The 17603-nt window shown below is 62.7% G+C and carries 10 protein-coding genes; 3 read left to right on the top strand and 7 right to left on the bottom strand.

Annotation, left to right across the window (positions count from 1 at the left end; translation table 11 throughout):
- Positions 1-2 precede the first annotated feature (2 nt).
- From ACS3WB_RS06660 to ACS3WB_RS06640, 5 genes are all read right to left on the bottom strand, one after another.
- Positions 3-3056 (bottom strand): hypothetical protein, encoded by a 3054-nt coding sequence (locus tag ACS3WB_RS06660; RefSeq protein ID WP_438274782.1) that lies wholly within the window; start codon positions 3054-3056, stop codon positions 3-5.
- Complete coding sequence (locus ACS3WB_RS06655; protein ID WP_438274781.1) at positions 3053-8704, bottom strand: hypothetical protein; 5652 nt, start codon at positions 8702-8704, stop codon at positions 3053-3055. The genes ACS3WB_RS06660 and ACS3WB_RS06655 overlap by 4 nt, the downstream gene beginning before the upstream one ends.
- Positions 8705-8991: 287 nt before the next feature.
- Positions 8992-9504 carry a TIGR02281 family clan AA aspartic protease gene (locus ACS3WB_RS06650; RefSeq protein WP_438274780.1) on the bottom strand — a complete coding sequence of 171 codons (513 nt, stop codon included), beginning with the start codon at positions 9502-9504 and terminating at the stop codon, positions 8992-8994.
- A gap of 111 nt (positions 9505-9615) precedes the next feature.
- Positions 9616-11220, bottom strand: coding sequence for a sensor histidine kinase (locus tag ACS3WB_RS06645; RefSeq protein ID WP_438274779.1), 1605 nt, complete (start codon positions 11218-11220; stop codon positions 9616-9618).
- 182 nt (positions 11221-11402) lie between these two features.
- The gene (locus ACS3WB_RS06640) at positions 11403-12272 is read right to left on the bottom strand and encodes an NAD(P)-dependent oxidoreductase (RefSeq protein WP_438274778.1); all 870 of its coding nucleotides are present in this window, start codon (positions 12270-12272) and stop codon (positions 11403-11405) included.
- A 290-nt stretch (positions 12273-12562) separates the two neighbouring features.
- Here ACS3WB_RS06640 and ACS3WB_RS06635 point away from each other — a divergent pair, with 290 nt between their 5' ends.
- The 3 genes from ACS3WB_RS06635 to ACS3WB_RS06625 all read left to right on the top strand — a co-directional run bounded on the left by ACS3WB_RS06635 (position 12563) and on the right by ACS3WB_RS06625 (position 15403).
- Positions 12563-12952 (top strand): VOC family protein, encoded by a 390-nt coding sequence (locus ACS3WB_RS06635; protein WP_438274777.1) that lies wholly within the window; start codon positions 12563-12565, stop codon positions 12950-12952.
- Between the two features lie 173 nt (positions 12953-13125).
- On the top strand, positions 13126-14256 hold the full coding sequence (locus ACS3WB_RS06630) for an Mrp/NBP35 family ATP-binding protein (protein WP_438274776.1): 1131 nt from the start codon (positions 13126-13128) through the stop codon (positions 14254-14256).
- Between the two features lie 58 nt (positions 14257-14314).
- Entirely contained in the window at positions 14315-15403 is a 1089-nt protein-coding gene (locus ACS3WB_RS06625) for a TRAP transporter substrate-binding protein (RefSeq protein WP_438274775.1), read from the top strand.
- Between the two features lie 33 nt (positions 15404-15436).
- On the opposite strand, the gene ACS3WB_RS06620 is transcribed toward ACS3WB_RS06625, so the two are convergent.
- Both ACS3WB_RS06620 and ACS3WB_RS06615 read right to left on the bottom strand, forming a co-directional pair.
- Entirely contained in the window at positions 15437-17047 is a 1611-nt protein-coding gene (locus ACS3WB_RS06620) for a TRAP transporter large permease (protein WP_438274774.1), read from the bottom strand.
- A complete protein-coding gene (locus ACS3WB_RS06615) occupies positions 17044-17583 on the bottom strand; it encodes a TRAP transporter small permease subunit (protein ID WP_438274773.1) in 540 nt (179 codons plus the stop codon). The genes ACS3WB_RS06620 and ACS3WB_RS06615 overlap by 4 nt, the downstream gene beginning before the upstream one ends.
- Positions 17584-17603 lie beyond the last annotated feature (20 nt).

The raw sequence follows: 17603 nt of genomic DNA, 5'->3' as shown, positions 1-17603 counted from the left end.
TATTATGACACGACCTCCTTGACCGTAGTCGGGCTTTCGCGGCCGAGCGGATCGACGAGGGCGACATAGACGTTCGTGGTCCCGTTCGATGCAATCGCACCGGTCCACTGGAACGGATTGACGGTCGGTATCCCATCCGCAAGCAGGACGGGCGATGCGCCATCCTGCTCCGCCCATATCCGGATACGGTAGGGACCGACTGCTTGCGGATGAGAAACGGGTACGTCGGCAATAAGGACTTGAAGCGCAAATCCGCCGCTCGCAGCAGTGATGGTGGCGGTGATCGAAGCGGCGTCGAGCGCGTCCGGCGCGCCCAGCGGTGCGTTCACCACGGTAACCGGGGCTGACAGAAGACTGAACGCTGCGGGCGCATCCTCGATCTGCGCGGTGTTCTCCGCCGTAATCGCCCCCGGCGGCGGAAGCACCGTCGCGCCGCGAGGGAGACGCCGCTCCGCAGGCAGGCGGACCTCTGCCCACCAGGTATAACGTACGAACGGAAGCAACCCGGACGTATCCACGAACGTCGCTGCGAAGCGGGGCGTACCGCCGCTGCGATCGAGCGAAAGAGGGCGGATGCCGCCGATCATGCGCGCGTAGAGCGGATCGTTGACCGTGCCGCTGGCCCGGCGCAGACGATAGTGAGGCGGGTTCGCCGCGGTTGGCGGTTGCGCGAACAAACCGGGCTCTGCCGCCTCAATCGCATTCAGGTCGAACCCCACCGCCTCTACCGTCAGTTCTGGCTTGCCGTCGGTATTCAAGGCGAGGGTGAGGCGCGGGATCGCCGGGCGCTGATCGTTCGGCACGGCAACCGGTACAAGACCGCAGGCGTCGAAGTCCGCCTGCACGAGGCCGCAGACGTTTGAGTTCTCTTCGGGGCCCCCAGCGGTTTCCGGCACGATCCGCAGGAATCCGACCGTCTGCAACGTCCGCGGCAGCGTCGTTGCAAGGCGCGCGCGTCCGTCGCCGTCGGCGGTTATTGGCGTGTCGGTGATGAGCCGGAAACGGTCGGCGCGACCGTTCAAATGGCCTTGCTGTTGCTTCGTGTAGCCGTCGAGCGCAATAGCCGCGCGGGTTGGAGCCGCGGCTAGCTCAAGGCCGCGCTGGTCGGCGATCCACGCCCGATAGGTTTGTCCCGGCTCCGCCGGCCATGACAGGCGTAGTTCGACGTCTGGCGACGGGCCCGGACGGCTGGTCCAGATGATGCCGGGACCGGCGGGCGTCGGGCGCGGACGCCGGCTGTCGGTGATACTGATGGTCTGCGTAGATTGAGGAGAGGGATTGCCTTTATCGTCGATGAAGTGCGCGGTGAGAGACCATGCGTCGCTTTTTTGTGGAGCCAGCGCGGGCAGCGCGAACACCTGCGTGATCATTGTACCGGGTGTTGCGGCAAGTTTGTGCGTCTCGTCTGCGAAAGCGAGTTCCAGCGTTGCGATCGGGCGGCCACCGATACCGATCGAACTGTTGTCGGGAACGGGCACCCGCACATCGAGCGAGCCGGGCGATAGCTCGCCGGGGGCCTGATCGTCGAGCGCCGCGCGCAGCGGCATTGCGCGAAGCACCGGAGGCGGCGGAGCGGGGCGGTCGGGATCGGGCACGTCGATGTCTGACGGCTTGCCGAAGCGGCCGAACAGATCGCCGGAGCAAAAACGATAACGGTTCTTTGCGCCAGCGGAGATCGGCGCATCGGATGCAATCTGGTTGCCCGCACTGTCTTCTCCGCGCAGCAGCACGACGTGCCTTCGCACGGTCTTGGTCTTGATGCAGCGCGTCCGCGGCTTGAAGCCCTTGCCGTCGTCCCGCGCCATCGCCAGCAGCGGCGCGAACGGCGTGGTCGACAGGGCGAAGCCTTGCCGGAACGAGGTGCTGATGCCGCTCGCCGCCGCGATCCACTTTGCATCGGCGAGTGAAACGCCCGGCGCCGGCAGCGGATCGGGCGGGGGCACCGCGCCGGCGGCCGCCGTGAAGCAGCGGATGTCGAAACCCTTGTTGCGGAGTTCGTCCGCGATATCCCTGGCGCCGGTGAGGTCGAGTACGCGCTCGATCATCGCCTGTTCGTCGGCATCGAGCGGCGGCAGCCGGTCTTCGAGCCGCGTGACAAGCTTGAATGGACCGAACTGGATTTCGGAAATAACCCGCTTCGGATCGACCGCGAACACGCCGGAGACGACAAGCCCGATCATCGGCTGCGCCATGTCGCGGCGGATCGCCTTGCCGATATTGTCCGCGAAGCCGAGATAGCGCGCGAAGCCAGGGTCGCATACCGGCATCAGCACGCTGTCGAGCTGCGGCACATCGGCGCTTTGCGGCGGCGAGCTACCTTGGTTGGGGACAGCGAGCGTCACGTCCCACGGTGCCTCGGCGGGAGCACGAACCACTGCCTCCAGCGCGGCGTCGACCTCGGCGCGTTGCGCATCGATCCTGGCAACTTCGTCTTCAGGCGTGAGCGATTCGAGCTGTCCATCGGGCTGATCGAGCGCCGTATATCGACGCGGTGCGCCGCGCGCCACGCGCTTCAGACCTTCTTCCTGGGTGATGCCGCCGTAGTACCAGCGGCAGTCGTCGGAAATGGGCAACGGCAGGGTAGCAATGGGCTTCTCTTCGCGTGTCCGTTCGCTCGACTTCGAATAGATCGCATAGATCTTCAGACGGGCGCCTGCGACGTTGCCGCCAAGACGCACCCGACGCGTCACCGGACCGCCGACGATGGCAGCCTGTTTTGACCGTCGCGAAATCAGTCCGCCCGTGTCGGGATCGAGCAGCGAGATTGTAGTCCTGCCGCCGCTGGGAGGAACAGCCTCGACCGCGACATAGCGCGTCGTGTCCCGCTCCGACTCCGGCGGCTCGACCGGGAGGATGGTCTTGAGCCGTTTGGGCTCGCGCGGTGCTGCCACGGTGCGGGTGCTGACAGGCACCTGCCAGACGAGCCACGGCGCGACCGGGAGGCCGAGCAGCGGGGACGACTGAATGCGGATATGAACGCCGTCCGGCAGGTCGGCGTCATTCTCCGCTTGCAATGCGAACAGCGCGAGCCAGGCAGGCGAAGCGAAGCGGATCATCGGGCTTCTCCCGCGAACAACGGTGCTTTGGGAAGAAGGAGGAGTCCTGTGAGCGCCGCGATCGTTCCATCGGGTCGATGATCGGTCATGTTCAGCCGCAACATGGGTTGGTGACTCAGAGGTATCGGCAGCGGCTTCACTCCTCCGGGCTTAATGACCTGGCCCGCGTGACCAATGACCGGGGACGGCACGGCCGGCGCCTTGAGCGATTTCCGTGCGATCTTGGTGCGCGTCGTCGCGGCCTTGCCGGATCGTTGAGGCACGGTGCTGTTGGAGGAGGCCTTCGTTATCGGTTGGGCAAGCTGCTTGAAAATCCCGCCTGGGATTTTACTGCCGGGAACGAGATGACCGAAATCGAACCAGGGCGAGGGCAGGAACGGTGTGTCGGTCAGGAATAGAATGCGCGAGCCGGAGCGGTCGCGGAACTGGGTGTTGAAGGTCACGACCGGATGACTCGGTGCAAGTACGGCGCTCAATCCGTCGATGGTGCAGCGGCCGTCGCGATGGATCGGCTCGGGCGATTCGATGAGGACGCCGGCGCAATCCCAGCCGCTGCCGTCCGCGCGCGCCAGCCACAAGAGACTCGTGCGCGGTTTCTCCGCGATCGGCCAACCTTCGAGGCCGATCCGGCGAAGCGCATCGTCGAATGCGCCGTCGTCGCCAAGCACGGGTCCGCGCGCAAAACCGGAAACGGCTTGGATTTCGAGATCGCCCGTTGCATTGCCGGCCGTTGTCGCACCGAAGCTCAGGGCAGCGAGCATGTCGGCCGGCGCGAACCAGCGTGACGTTTGGAAGCTGACGCCCGGCAGCCGCGCGGCGGGCGCGCTGTGGATTGTGGAATCGATATGAACGTAAAGTTCGTACCAGGCCTGCGGCTCAAGCTCTGCGGTGGCGTCGAGGGTGAGGCCGGGCTTGGGCACGGGGCAGGGATTTGTCTCAGCCACAACGACATCGCCGTTGATCAGGGCGACCCCGGTCGCGACCTGGTAGCGGCGCTGGTCGGCTCCGCTCAGGAAGGCCGGATTGAGCGCTGCGCTGAGTGAGGCAACCAGCAGAGACAGGTTGCCGGAGGGTTCGGCCGTGTCGGTGCGGCGCAGGCCGAGCTTGAACGTGTAATTGTAGAGTTTGGCGAGCGCTTCGACATGCCCGACGTCGAAATGCGCGCGCAGCGGATCGTGGCGGAAGCGCGCGACCTCGCTTTGCGCCGGCTCATAGCCGGAGAGGTGTCGTTCCAGTAATTCCGGCGCGAACGTATCCTGCGCACGGCGCAGCGTCTGAAGATAGTTCGGCGATCCGAACTTCACGGCGGCGATCGGCTGCCCGTAATAGACGGCGCCGCCGGGCGCTGGCTGCGGCTGCGGCGCGGGCGTTGGAGGCACGGGTGTGGTCTTGACGAAATAGCTGCGCTTTGTCGGCAGCGTCGGATCGACGTCGGAGCTTGATGTCGCGACCGGCACGCGCACGCCATAGATGATCTGCCTGTAGAGCGTGCCGGTCCACGCCAGCTCCACGTCGAGGCGATAGGTCTTGCCCGGTTGCAGCAGGCAGCGTGAGGCGCCGCTTTGATGTGCGGTATCGGTAAGCGGTCCGTCATTCGCGGCGTGCTGCTGAGTGGCTGCGGCTGCGGCTTGCGCATTGTTGCGCGCCTGTGCGGCGGCGAGCGCCGTTGCCGTCATGCCTTCCAGCCCGAGCAGGCCAAGCTGCTGCGTCGCCGGCCATTCGATCCGTAGCGCCGTCACACTCCCCGGCGCCTTGAAAATCAGCACTTGCTGGCCGTTGCCGATGTCCTTCGCGTCCGGGTACCACGCATTGCTCCGATCCCTGGGATCATACACGCGCACGAGGCCCGGTCCTTTTCCGTCCAGGCTTGCAGACGGCACCCACAGAAACAGGAAGCCGTCGCTGGCGATTGGCTCATCGAGATAGATCGTCGCGTTGAAGCGAAGATTGAGCCTCTCGAACATGACTTCGTTGCCGTCGGCCGGGGTCGCATATTCCAGCAGCAACGCGCCGGTGAAGTCCCGCTCGACCTTGATCGGAGAGGGGAGGGACGCGTTGCGCGGCTTCACATAGTTCACCATCGGCGGCAGCGCCTGCCGTCCGATCTCGTCGAGCGCTGTGACGGTTTGCGCGTCCGACCGCGTGAATCCCGGCGTTAGCAGCCCGCCGATGCGGCTCTGCGTCGGATCCATGCTGACGGTCTCGGGCGACAGGCGCCAGAGTTCCTCATGCGCGACTGCATCGAAACCCAGCGTCCAGCCGATGCGCGCTCGTGCATCGGGCCGGCAGATGTGGCCGATCGCGCCGATCGGATCGCCCGGCAGCGACTGGCCGGCGTCGCTCATGCGGTCGATGAAGAACGTGCCCTTGATATCGAACAGGACCAGCTCGGCCGGCTCCGCCGACGTGCCCGGGTTGCCGGTACGCCCTGCCTGCCAGGCCGCACTCAATTCGCCTGACACCAGCGTTCCCGGACCTTGCTCGTCGCCGGTGACATCGAAAAGCTGGAGGCTGCGCAACTCCCATTGATAGTCGAGCAGATTGCTTCCGAACGGCCGGGCGCGATCACCCTCCGGATACTGGTCGATGGTTGGAAACTGCGCGCCGCCACAGCCGCCAGCGAGACGCGGCGGAAATGCGAAGGTGAGGGCGATAAGCGCGTCGGGCCAGACCGTCTGCGCTTCTTGCGGCGCCTGCGCCATTTCATGGAGAAGCTGATACTTGTCGTCGATCAGCATGGCGTTCTGGCCGACGATCTGGCCGCCTTCGAGCCGGTCGAGCGGCAGCGATGTCGGGGGAGGCACCGTCAACGGCGGCTCGGATCCGAACTTGAGTTCAACGCACTTGCGGACCTTCGTGAACAGCAGGTTCACATGTCCGCAAACCTTAGCGTAGATCGACGTATTGCCTTTGGCGACGAATGCCTGCAGGTCGGCGGAGACACCGACGGAGACCGGGCCGATATGCGCGGAGCCGTCGACATGACCGAAGCCTGCGAGGATCAGCGGACTCGTCGCAACCAGGATATCGGCCGATGCATGAACCTCGGCCCACACGATCGGTCGTGGACCGAAGCTCAAGTCGATGCCGAAACCAAAGGCGAGGATGAAGCCCTCGAAGCTCATCGGACCGCCGCGCGGCCACTTCTCGATGCCGTTCCCGCGCAGCATGAAGTAGCCGGAAGCGCCGACGTTAAAAATGTCCGGCAGAACCCTGACGGTTGCGGGACCAATGTTGCGCCCCTGGCCGTTGTAGCCGTCGGCGCCCATGTAGAGGTCCCAGTCGGACGTGTCGCCGGTGACCGGAAAGCGTCCGCCGGACGGAATCTTCGCCGTCAGCAGCACCGGAATGTTCAGCGTGCCCGATATGCCGAACGTCACCGCATCGTGAGGATCGACGATGATCGCGCCGCGCAGCGCGATGAAATCGGGATCTGGATCCGGCTTGTGCGTGATGCTCATGCGGCCCGAGAGAATCGTCGCATCGATCGCGCCGAGCACGACGAGGTCCGGCACCGTGAGGAACAGGCCGGCCTTGGCGCTGAAGGCGAAGCCCATGTCGGGCAACGTCCCGATCACGGCTTCCAATCCGAAGGTGAAGTTGCCGGGCGACTCGTTGAACGGCTCGGGGCGGCCGGGCGGCGGTGGCTCCTGCGGGTCCCACAGCAGCGCATGCTCGATCGGATCCTCGCCCGGAGCGGGCGGTGCGATCGTCGTCGCGATGCCGAAGGTGCCGCCGACGCCGAACAGGCCGAGCCCGCTGTTGGCGAGCGGCAACGGTCCCGGCAGGTCGGCTGCGAGTTCGAGCAGCACCATCTTGCCATGCAGCCGCAGCGACGCTTCGGCATTGAACCCGGCCGGCACGACCTGCACGCGGATCATCGCCTCGAAGCCGGCGTCGCTGACGCTGACCTTGCCTTCGCCTTCGATGACGCCGGGCATGGTGATCTGCGCGTCGAGACCGCGGATGCTGGCTGTGATCTTGTGAGTGCCGGGATCGAGCGTTGCGCGGATGGTCGCACCGGAGACGCGCACCGGGCCGAGATCGAGCTTGAAGCGAAGATCGACCTCGATCCAGATCGAACCCCGCCCGCTGCGTGAGCCCAACACGTCGAATAACGAGCCCGGGCCGTTGACGAGCCAGCGGCCGGGATCCTCGACCTCCATCGTGGCATGCCGGTAGTCGAGCCCGATCATGCCGAGGCCACTTTTGGAATGGTCGAGCGAGAGCGCCACCCCGCGCAAGCGGATACGCAGCGGCTCCTCGGGGGCGAGCGAGACCGACATCACGCCCAGGTCGATAGGACGGATCACGACATCAACAGCGTAGTCCAGCGTGAATGTCTGCTTGTCCGTGAGCGAGAGGCCCTTCGGCTTGCCTTCGGTGGCAAGCTCGACGCCATGAACAACCAGGCGCCCCTTATCGTTGAGCAGCGTGCTGAGCGCCATCCCCGCGGTGAGCAGCGCGGCCGCCGGTGTCCCCGCGCCGGCGCTGCCGAGATTCTTCTCCGCGATCAGTGCGGTCGCAAACGCCCCGGCGGCAATGAAGCCTTTCTCGGCGATGCCGCCGCCCGCGGCGCTGACGGCAAGGATGCCGTTATCGCCTTGCGCCTCGATGCCGATCGACAGCCGCGTGGGAGCGGCAGCGTCATTGGTCTCGCGCGAGAAACGGGCGCGCGCGATCAGCGGCCGGCTGGCGAGAACATGCAATGTCCCGCCGTCGACGTTCTCATGGTACTGGTCGACCGGCAATTCTGCTGCGACCTCGACCAGCGTCGGAAGAAAAGAAGCGAGACCGGTTGCGGTCGGATCGATGCATTCGATGCGCACCGTCATTGCAGGCCTGCCGTCCCGCGCCGGCACATGGGCCTCCGCCGACAGCGCGATGCCCGCGGGATCGAGGCCGATCTCGATCTGCGCATCGATGGCGGTGCGGCCGAGCAGCGGCACGCTCTCCGGCAAATAGAAGCGCGCATTGCGGATCGACAATCCCTTCCATGCCGGTGTGTCGCCGGGCACCACGATCGGATGACCATCGACCGATGCGGGTGGCGCGGCCGCCTGCGTGCTCATGTCGATGAAGAAGCCATCCGGTAGCTCGAGGCCGAAGCCGCTCGATCCCAGCATGACGGTCGGCGGATCGAGCGTGAGCTTGACCACGCCGTCCGGCTGATCGATCGACGGCCCAAGACGCATGGTCGCCTGCGCGCCCTTCCGTCCCTCGATCACGAGCGCGATCGTTGCGCCCAATACCTTGACCTGACCTGCCGCCGCGGTCAGCCATTCCTCGCCGCCGGCGGTGCCGTTGTGGATCGCGGGCGTGAATGCGCGTCCTGCACTGTCGGCCGCAAGATCGGTGAAGCGAGTGGCGGGAGGCACCTGTCCGAGGTCAAAGGCGAGATCAAAGCCGTCCGGACGAAGGGCGAAACGAAACAGCAGCGGAGGACCAAACGGCGCGAGCGAAAGGTCGAAGAACAGCGGATGCGCCGCAGCTCCCGCTTGCGCTTGACCCTTATAAGCTCCGCCGACCGGACTGCTGATGGTGGCGGTATCGACTTCGAGTGCGCTGAGCAGCGTGTCGATCTTCGATGTTAACAGTATTCCTTGAAGCCAATCATTACTCTCGATCCAGGATCGCAATGTCGTCAAAATGCCCTCCGCCGACACGGCAATGACGCGATACAAACAATTCCGTCAAATTGAGTTTGATCTGATCGGCTCATCCTTAGAGATAACGGATGACCTCCAAAATATGGAAAACAGGAGGCGATCGAGACGTAGCGAATCAACGCTTACAAGCTCTCAATCAAAGTGCGCATTTTTGTGACAAATGCCGTTCAAAGCTCGCGCCGCGGCCGCTTCAGCGATCGACGTGGGAATGTCATTGCCGTAGCATCGCGCGGGAAGCGGATCGACCCGCGCAATCGAACATCGCTTCAGGGATAGCCGTGCAGCATCAATCGGTCTGCGCGAACTTCCCAGCTCTCGAGCCTGTTGAGGAAACTCATCCCGAGAAGGTTTGTTTTCATCTGGCCGCGCGGCACCACGAGGGCCGGCACGGATCGCTCCACGAGCTTTCCGACCGCAAGGCGGTCGAGGGTTAGCCGCGCCGCGCGTGCGTGTCCGCCCGCCGTTTCAACGTCGACGTCGTAGTTCAGCAATTCCAGCGGCAACCCGGCCGCCTTCGCGGTCTCGTAGGTGAGGACGACGGAGGTTGCGCCGGTATCGATGATCATCGCCGTTTTCACGCCGTTGATCTTGGCGTGCAGCGTGAAATCGCCGCTCTGGGCGCGGGGAATCTGGACGCTGCGCGGGGGACCCGCCCCGGCCTCCCGCAGCATGGTCGAGACCACGCTTTTCGCCGCCGATATTCGTGCCGGATCGCCATAAGCGACCACGGCGCCCGCCGTCGCCGCCAGCATCCCGATGACAAGCAGGATACGGATCACGATGCACCCATCATGTTTTCGGCTGTCGTGGGTCGATGCGACGTGCTCGGCATGGCGGTTCGATACTCATTCAGGATCATGACGATCATTCATGCACTCCCGAACCCTTGTTTAAAGACCTGTGCCCGCGTTCATGATCGGCTTGTTCCGCAGGCGACGCCTTTCATCCATGGTCGGATCGGCTGCCGGAGCCGGTTGCAGCGGTGGAGCTTCCTCCGCCATTGGTGCCAAAGCGGACATCACGCGCTCCGGTGGAAACGTGACGATAACCTCAGTGCCGATCCGGAGCTTGGATCGCAGAGTGAACGTGCCGCCATGCATATCGACCAGGCTCTTCGCGATCGGCAGTCCGAGGCCCGCGCCTTGCTCGGCGGATTTGATCGAATTCGAACCCTGCCCGAATGAGGCCAGCACGATCGGGATTTCGTCTTCGGCGATTCCAGAACCATTGTCCTTGACGCTGAGATATTGCCCGCCTGAAGCGGTCCATCCGACCTTCAGCCAGATTTCGCCGCCCTGTGGCGTGAATTTGATCGAGTTCGACAGGAGATTGAGCACGATCTGACGGGTGGCGCGTTCGTCGCCCCAGATGCGCGGCATGCCTTGTTCGAACACCTCGTGAATGGTGATGCCGCGGCTGGAGGCCCGCAGCTTCAGGAGATGGTGACAGTCCGCGACGACATGGACCAGAGAGACCGCTTCCTCGTTGAGCTCGTAACGGCCGGCCTCGATCCGCGACAGGTCGAGAATCTCGTTGATGAGATTCAGCAGGTGAACGCCGGAATTATGAATGTCGGCCGAATAGTTCTTGTAGGCTGCGACCGCATGCTCGCCGAAGATCTCGCTCTTCATCACTTCGGAGAATCCGAGAATGGCATTGAGCGGCGTCCGCAGTTCGTGACTCATTTGAGCCAGGAATCGCGATTTTGCGACATTGGCCGACTCCGCGCGATGTCGCGCTTCGTCCGAAATGGCCTTGGCCTGCTCAAGTTCGGCGATCAGGGCGTCCTTTTCCGCGCGGGCTTCGAGCGTCGCCAGCGTGGTGGAATGAAGGCGATGCGCAAGCAGCGCGAAATACCCTTCCGCAGCCAGCGCGAGAACGGCAAGGATATAGTTGTTGAAGGTGCCGCCGATCGAGAACTTCAGCGCGATCGCCGAGGTCACCGGCGCGGTTGCGGCGAGCGCTGCGATGGGCAGGCTGGCGGCGAGCATGCTCGAAACCGCAACGATCAGCAGCATCAGGGACACCATCAGGGTAATGGCAACCGGGTCCGAACCGGAGGGATGGATCAGGATCGCCATCCAGCACAGGCCGTACAGCAGGTCGAGCAGGATGAAGCGCGCGCGCCATCTGCGCGTGCTGTTGTTCGATGAGGTCTCCTTGAGGAAATTGTTGCAGTTGTAGATGATGAGGGCATGGATGGAGAGCATCACGAACATCCATGCCGCAGCCGTGGTGGGCTCCATCCAGAAACCGAACAGCACGCCGGCGGCGACCACAAGCAGCATCACCACGAACGAGGCCGACAGCCGCGTTTGCGCATATTGACGGAGCAATTCGTGATCGAACGCGGGACGCGTTCCGCTCGTCGAGGTCAACCGGTCCCGCGCTTCGCGGACCCGCTGGGTAGCGGCGCGCCGATGACGCGCGGAAGGAACAATCGCGGGCGCGACCGGAACCTGGACGACTTCAGGTTTATCGGCGGGGGTACTCATCAAACAAACACGAATCCTGCACGCGGCCGCGCGAGTCTCTCACTCGCTTATCTCTGGCGCTAAATCATTAAGGGCTGCCTTAAAGTGCAGGCCAATTCAGTTAACGGGTGGTTAAATCCTGCTCGAAACGGGATTTCCTGCGGCGAATGGCCCGGGTCCCACTATCGTGAATCGGGCATCCGTTAACGTTCGAGCCGCGCCAGGAGACTGGACGTATCCCAGCGGCGGCCCCCCATTTTCTCGACCTCCGCGTAAAACGCATCCACCAGGCTCGTAATCGGAAGACTGGCGCCGTTGCGGCGCGCCTCAGATATGCAGATCGAGAGGTCTTTGCGCATCCATTCGACGGCGAAGCCGAAATCAAATTTGCCTTCGTTCATGGTTCTGGAGCGGTTTTCCATCTGCCACGATTGAGCTGCGCCCTTTGAAATCACTTCAATCACCGAAGTGACGTCGAGTCCCGCCTTCTTGGCGAAATGGATGCCCTCCGACAGTCCTTCCACGAGTCCCGCAATGCAGATCTGATTGACCATTTTGGTCAACTGACCCGCGCCCGCCGGGCCGAGCCGTTTGCACATCCTGGCATAGGCTGCGATGACCGGTTCGGCGCCTGCGTAAGCGCTCTCCGCTCCACCGCACATGACGGTGAGAACGCCGTTTTCAGCGCCGGCCTGGCCACCGGAGACCGGGGCGTCGATAAAATCGAAGCCGCGCCTGGTCGCTTCGGCGTCGAGTTCGCGCGCGACCTCTGCTGAGGCGGTCGTATGATCGACAAAGGTGGCTCCTCGTTTCATTCCGGCAAAGGCGCCGCCGGCGCCGATCGTGATGGCGCGCAAGTCGTCGTCGTTGCCGACGCAGGCCATCACGAAATCCTGATCTTCGGCTGCCGCCTGTGGGGTCGGTGCGGTTTTGCCGCCGAATTTCTCCGCCCATGCCCTGGCTTTGGCCGGCGTTCGGTTGAACACGGTCACCTCGTGGCCGCCCTTTACGGCGAGATGTCCTGCCATGGGGAATCCCATGACGCCGAGACCGAGAAATGCGACTTTGGCCATGTCCGAACCTTATTCAAAAAACCTGGGGTGTTTTCCTCATCGCGGCCAAGCCGACCTGACGGACACTTGCGGGTGAGAGCGGGACGAGGGTGTCGCGATCGAGTGTTGCCCACCATCCAGCATAGCCCCTGAGGTCGCGACGGCAAAGAAGGGAATATTCTGAAAGAGCGCGCGCAACGCGATGCAATGAGAAGATGGAGGGTTGTCGCCGGCGGAATTCCAAGGCGCTACAAAACGCGTTAGAGTTGGATCGGCATCGGTTTATCAGTTGGACACAGGAGCGCCGCGAGATGAGCGTGGGTACGCTTGATCATTTCAACATCCGGACCCGCAAACTTGCCGAGACGGTACGCTTTTACGAGGAGATTCTCGGTTTGACCAAGGGCGATCGGCCGAACTTCGCGTTTCCCGGCGCGTGGCTGTATAGCGAGGGCAGGCCGGTGGTTCACATCGTCGATATCTCACCGACGGCCGAGCCGCAGAAGCCTGATTCCGGTGTTGTTCATCACATCGCCTTCGCCAGCCGCGATTTCAGGGGCATGAAACAGCATCTGGAGTCGAAAGGCTTCGCTTTCAGGGCTCGCGAAGTCCCCGGCGGAGCCTTGTGGCAGATTTTCGTCAACGACCCAAACGGGGTGATGATCGAGCTGAACTATGATGCGGCGGCCGAACGGGATTGATCTCCGCCATTTCGAGCCTGGACTTGCCGTTCGATTAGTCAGGCAGGGACGTTGACCGGGGTGAGCCGGGTAGCCATGTTGAACCTGTTTCGCAACTGGGGATCCGATTCCAGTGTTTGCATCCCGTTGCGGCTGGCTTTCTTGCTCTAGTGAGCCGATCCCGGAGTGATGATTTGACTGTAACGCCGCAACAAGTTCTCGATCGCGTGGCCGGGGTTCTTTCTCCGGGCGGCGTGGCATTGACTGACGCCGGCGTCCTGTCGGAGATCGCCATTAACGGCGACAGGGTGTTTTTCTCCATCAATGTTCAGGCGTCGGAGACTGGCGCGTGGGAGGACGTTCGCGCCCGGGCAGAGGCGGCTGTGCGTGTGATGCCCGGAGTGTCGGTGGCGATGGTTGCCTTGACCGCCGAACGCGAGCCAGGCAACGCCGCCACTCCGCAGCCGCGGCGCGGAGAGGGGATTCCGCATGTGTCGGCACATCGATCGCCGCAGAAGCCGTCAGCTTCGCCGATGTCGCGACAGGCGGAGATTCCCGGAGTTGCCGCCGTTATTGCCGTTGCGTCCGGGAAGGGCGGCGTCGGCAAGTCCACGACCGCGCTCAATCTTGCACTCGGTCTGCGGGCTCTCGGTTTGCGCGTTGGTCTGCTCGATGCGGACATCTATGGACCCTCGATGCCGAGACTGACAGGTATTCGGGAAAAGCCGCAATTGAACGACGAGAAGAAAATGGTTCCGATCGAGCGTTTCGGGCTCGCGATCATGTCGGTCGGCTTTCTGATCGAAGAAGAAAGCGCGATGATCTGGCGCGGCCCGATGGTGACATCCGCGATCAGGCAGATGCTGGGGGATGTCGCCTGGGGCGAACTCGATGTGCTGGTCGTGGACATGCCGCCGGGGACCGGCGATGCGCAACTGACGCTGGCGCAGACCGTGCCGCTCAAGGGGGCCGTCATCGTTTCGACCCCGCAGGATTTGTCGCTGATTGATGCGCGGCGCGGGTTGGCCATGTTCAGAAAGGTCAACGTGCCGGTTCTCGGAATCGTCGAAAACATGAGCTTTTTCCAGTGTCCGCATTGCGGGGCGCGAAGCGATATTTTTGGTCACGGCGGAGCGCGGCATGAAGCGGAACGGCTGGGAGTACCGTTCCTCGGGGAAGTCCCGCTCCACATGTCGATTCGCGAGACATCAGATTCAGGTCATCCAGTGGTGGAGAGCGATCCCGACGGACCGCACGCGGCGATCTACCGTACGATTGCCGGACATGTGCGCGACCGGCTTCAGGAAACGATCGCTACCGTCTAGATCCGTCTGCCGATTGCACGCAGGAATTCAAAGAAACGTCCTCACAAGGAGTGCCTGAATGAAACGCCGTGATTTTTTGAAGGTCTCAGCAGCCGGTGCCGCCGCGGCAGCCGTCGCCTCGCCCGCAATCGCGCAATCGGCGCCTGAGATCAAGTGGCGCATGACGTCGAGCTTCCCGAAGTCGCTCGATACGATTTATGGCGCCGCCGAATTTTTCGCGAAGCAGATCGCGGAAATGACCGATAACAAATTTCAAATCCAGCTTTTCGCTGCCGGAGAAATTGTTCCGGGATTGCAGGCGCTCGATGCGACGGCCAACGATACGGTCGAGATGAGCCACACGGTTTCCTACTATTATGTTGGAAAGGATCCGACGTTCGCGGTTTTCGCGTCTGTTCCCTTCGGGCTCAACGCACGTCAGCAGAATTCCTGGCTGTATCAGGGCGGAGGGAATGAACTTGCCAATGAGTTCTTCAAGAAGTTCGGCGTCATCGGCTTTCCCTGCGGCAATACCGGCACGCAGATGGGCGGTTGGTTCCGCAAGGAGATCAAGACGGTCGCCGACTTGTCGGGCCTGAAGATGCGAATCGGCGGCATCGCCGGGCAGGTGCTTCAGAAGGTCGGGGTCGTGCCGCAGCAGCTTGCAGGTGGCGACGTCTATCCCTCGCTGGAAAAGGGCACGATCGACGCGGCTGAATGGGTCGGCCCCTACGACGATGAAAGGCTGGGTTTTCAGAAGGTCGCGAAGTACTATTACTATCCCGGCTTCTGGGAAGGTGGACCTACGGTTCACGCATTCTGCAATCTCGAAAAGTGGAATACCTTGCCGAAGGCCTACCAGACGATCGTCATGAATGCGGCTGCGAACGCCAACACCTGGATGACGGCTCGCTACGACATGCAGAATCCCGCCGCGCTCAAGCGTCTCGTCGCAGGCGGCACCCAACTGCGGCCGTTCAGCAACGAGATCCTCGAGGCCTGTCTGAAAGCCACCAACGAGTTGTGGTCCGAAATCTCGGCGAAGAATCCCGAATTCAAGAAGGCGATTGATACGATGCAGGCCTATCGCTCGGACGAATATCTGTGGTGGCAGGTGGCCGAATATACCTACGACAGCTTCATGATCCGGTCACGCACCCGCGGCTGAAGGCGTGCTCACGCCACTTGGGCATGCAATACTCTATTGCTGTGGTTTCGGCGGTGGACCGAAATCGAGCGGCGCGACGTCGATATCAGGGACCTCGATCTTGATCTTGTCGAGATCGACGGTCGCCGGTTTGCCGAGCAGTCCCGTCACGGTTGCGGGGAACGCGATCACGAGCACGACCATGATAATCTGCAGTCCGATCCAGGGCATGGCGCCCCAGTAGATATCGGAACTCTTCACCTCGCGCGGCGCAACTCCGCGCAGGTAGAACAACGCGAAACCGAACGGAGGGTGGAGAAACGAGGTCTGCATGTTGACGCAGATCATGACGCCGAACCAAATCAGGGCGGCGTCCGCGCCGACGATGGGAGCGAGAAGCTTCTGTGCCACCGGGGCGACCATCGGCAGGATGATGAAGGCGATCTCGAAGAAATCGAGGAAAAACGCCAGGAAGAAGATGAAGACGTTGATGAAGGCGAGAAAGCCCCACGCGCCGCCTGGCAACGACGTCAGCAGATGCTCGAGCCATTCGCCGCCGGATACGCCGAGAAACACAACGGAGAAGCAGGTCGAGCCGATCAGGATGAAGGTCACCATGGTGGTGAGGCGCATCGTCGATTGATAGCCCTGTTTGATGAGGCCCCGAAGCTCCGGAATGCGGACGGCTTCCAGGCAAATCCACACGACCGCGAGATAGGTAACGGCGAACGCGATCTTGAAGACCAACCCTTCCGCGACGAAGATGCCGACGAGCGTGCCGATGCCGCCGGCGATCACGCCGACAATCAGGAATCTTCGGCCGGTGGTGCTGAAATCCTTGTGGTGAATGGCCGCAAGAACGATGGCGCCGACGGCGCCCATCGCGCCAGCCTCCGTTGGCGTCGCAAGCCCCATCATCATGGTGCCGAGCACTACGAAGATCAGGACAGCGGAGGGAATGATCCCCATCAGGCATTTGCGCCACAGCGGCCAGCCGGTGAGCGTGCGGAATTCCTTCGGCACCGCGGGGACGTGATCGGGTTTGAAGATGCCGAGCAGAAAAGTATAGCCGGCGAACAGCGCGATCTGGAACAGCGAGGGGCCCCACGCGCCGAGATACATATCGCCGACCGACTTTCCGAGCTGGTCGGCAAGAACGATCAGCACCAGCGATGGCGGAACCAGTTGGGTGATGGTGCCGGATGCCGCCAGCACCCCGGTGATGTAGCGCGTATTGTAGCCGTAGCGCATCATCACCGGCATCGAGATCAGCGCCATCGCAATCACCTGCGCCGCGACCGTGCCGGTGATGGCACCGAGAATGAATCCGACGAGAATGACCGAATAGCCCAGGCCGCCGCGGATCGGCCCGAACAACTGGCCCATCGAGTCGAGCATGTCTTCCGCGAGACCGCAGCGCTCCAGCACCGATCCCATGAAGGTGAAAAACGGAATCGCGAGCAGCAGTTCGTTGGACAGTACGCTGCCGAACACGCGTCCCGGAATGGCTTGAAGGAAATTCAGGTCGAAGAAGCCTAGATGGATCGCAAGGAAGCCGAAAGACAGCCCGACCGCAGCCAGCGTGAAGGCCACCGGAAAGCCGATCAACATCGCCAGAACCAGCCCGCCGAACATCATCGGCGGCATCATCTGGAGCGTAATCATTGGGTCGGTCTCTCGTACGTCGTATCGATCGTGACGCTGCCTTGCAGTGCCGCGATGCGCTTGATCACTTCCGAGACGCCCTGAAGCGCAAGCATGACGAAACCGGCCGGGATGACGAGCTTGATCGGCCAGCGGACCAGGCCGCCGGCATTCCCCGACATTTCGCCGACCGCGTAGGACTGCATGAAGAATGGCCAGGAGAGGTAGCTCAGCAGCAGGCAGGCTGGAATCAGAAGGAATAGCGTGCCGAGAAGGTCGAGCCAGAGCTTGCCGCGCTCGGAGAGAAACAAATAGAAGATCTCGACGCGGACATGTTCATTGCGTTTGAAGGTGTAGGACGCACCGAACATCACGAGGACGGCGAACATGTACCACTGCAATTCGAGCCAGCCATTCGAGCTGTAGCCGAATGCATATCGGATCATCGCATTGCCGGCGCTCACCAGAACGGCGAGTAGCACGAGGATATTGCAGACGTACCCGATCTTTTCGTTGAGCTGGTCGATGGCCGCGCTCAGGGCCAGAAACGGACGCATCACATCCTCCTCGCGACACG

Origin of the sequence: Nitrobacter sp., from assembly GCF_051535215.1 — a bacterium.
GTDB lineage: Bacteria > Pseudomonadota > Alphaproteobacteria > Rhizobiales > Xanthobacteraceae > Nitrobacter.
The sequence above is the reverse complement of the archived record's forward strand: the minus strand, read 5'-3'. Positions and strand labels throughout refer to the sequence as shown.

Excerpts from the sequence above, each read along its gene's own strand:
- ACS3WB_RS06645 (WP_438274779.1), bottom strand. The coding sequence starts at position 11,220 with ATGAGTACCCCCGCCGATAAACCTGAAGTCGTCCAGGTTCCGGTCGCG.
- ACS3WB_RS06615 (WP_438274773.1), bottom strand. The coding sequence starts at position 17,583 with ATGCGTCCGTTTCTGGCCCTGAGCGCGGCCATCGACCAGCTCAACGAA.
- ACS3WB_RS06640 (WP_438274778.1), bottom strand. The coding sequence starts at position 12,272 with ATGGCCAAAGTCGCATTTCTCGGTCTCGGCGTCATGGGATTCCCCATG.
- ACS3WB_RS06635 (WP_438274777.1), top strand. The coding sequence starts at position 12,563 with ATGAGCGTGGGTACGCTTGATCATTTCAACATCCGGACCCGCAAACTT.
- ACS3WB_RS06620 (WP_438274774.1), bottom strand. The coding sequence starts at position 17,047 with ATGATTACGCTCCAGATGATGCCGCCGATGATGTTCGGCGGGCTGGTT.
- ACS3WB_RS06660 (WP_438274782.1), bottom strand. The coding sequence starts at position 3,056 with ATGATCCGCTTCGCTTCGCCTGCCTGGCTCGCGCTGTTCGCATTGCAA.
- ACS3WB_RS06625 (WP_438274775.1), top strand. The coding sequence starts at position 14,315 with ATGAAACGCCGTGATTTTTTGAAGGTCTCAGCAGCCGGTGCCGCCGCG.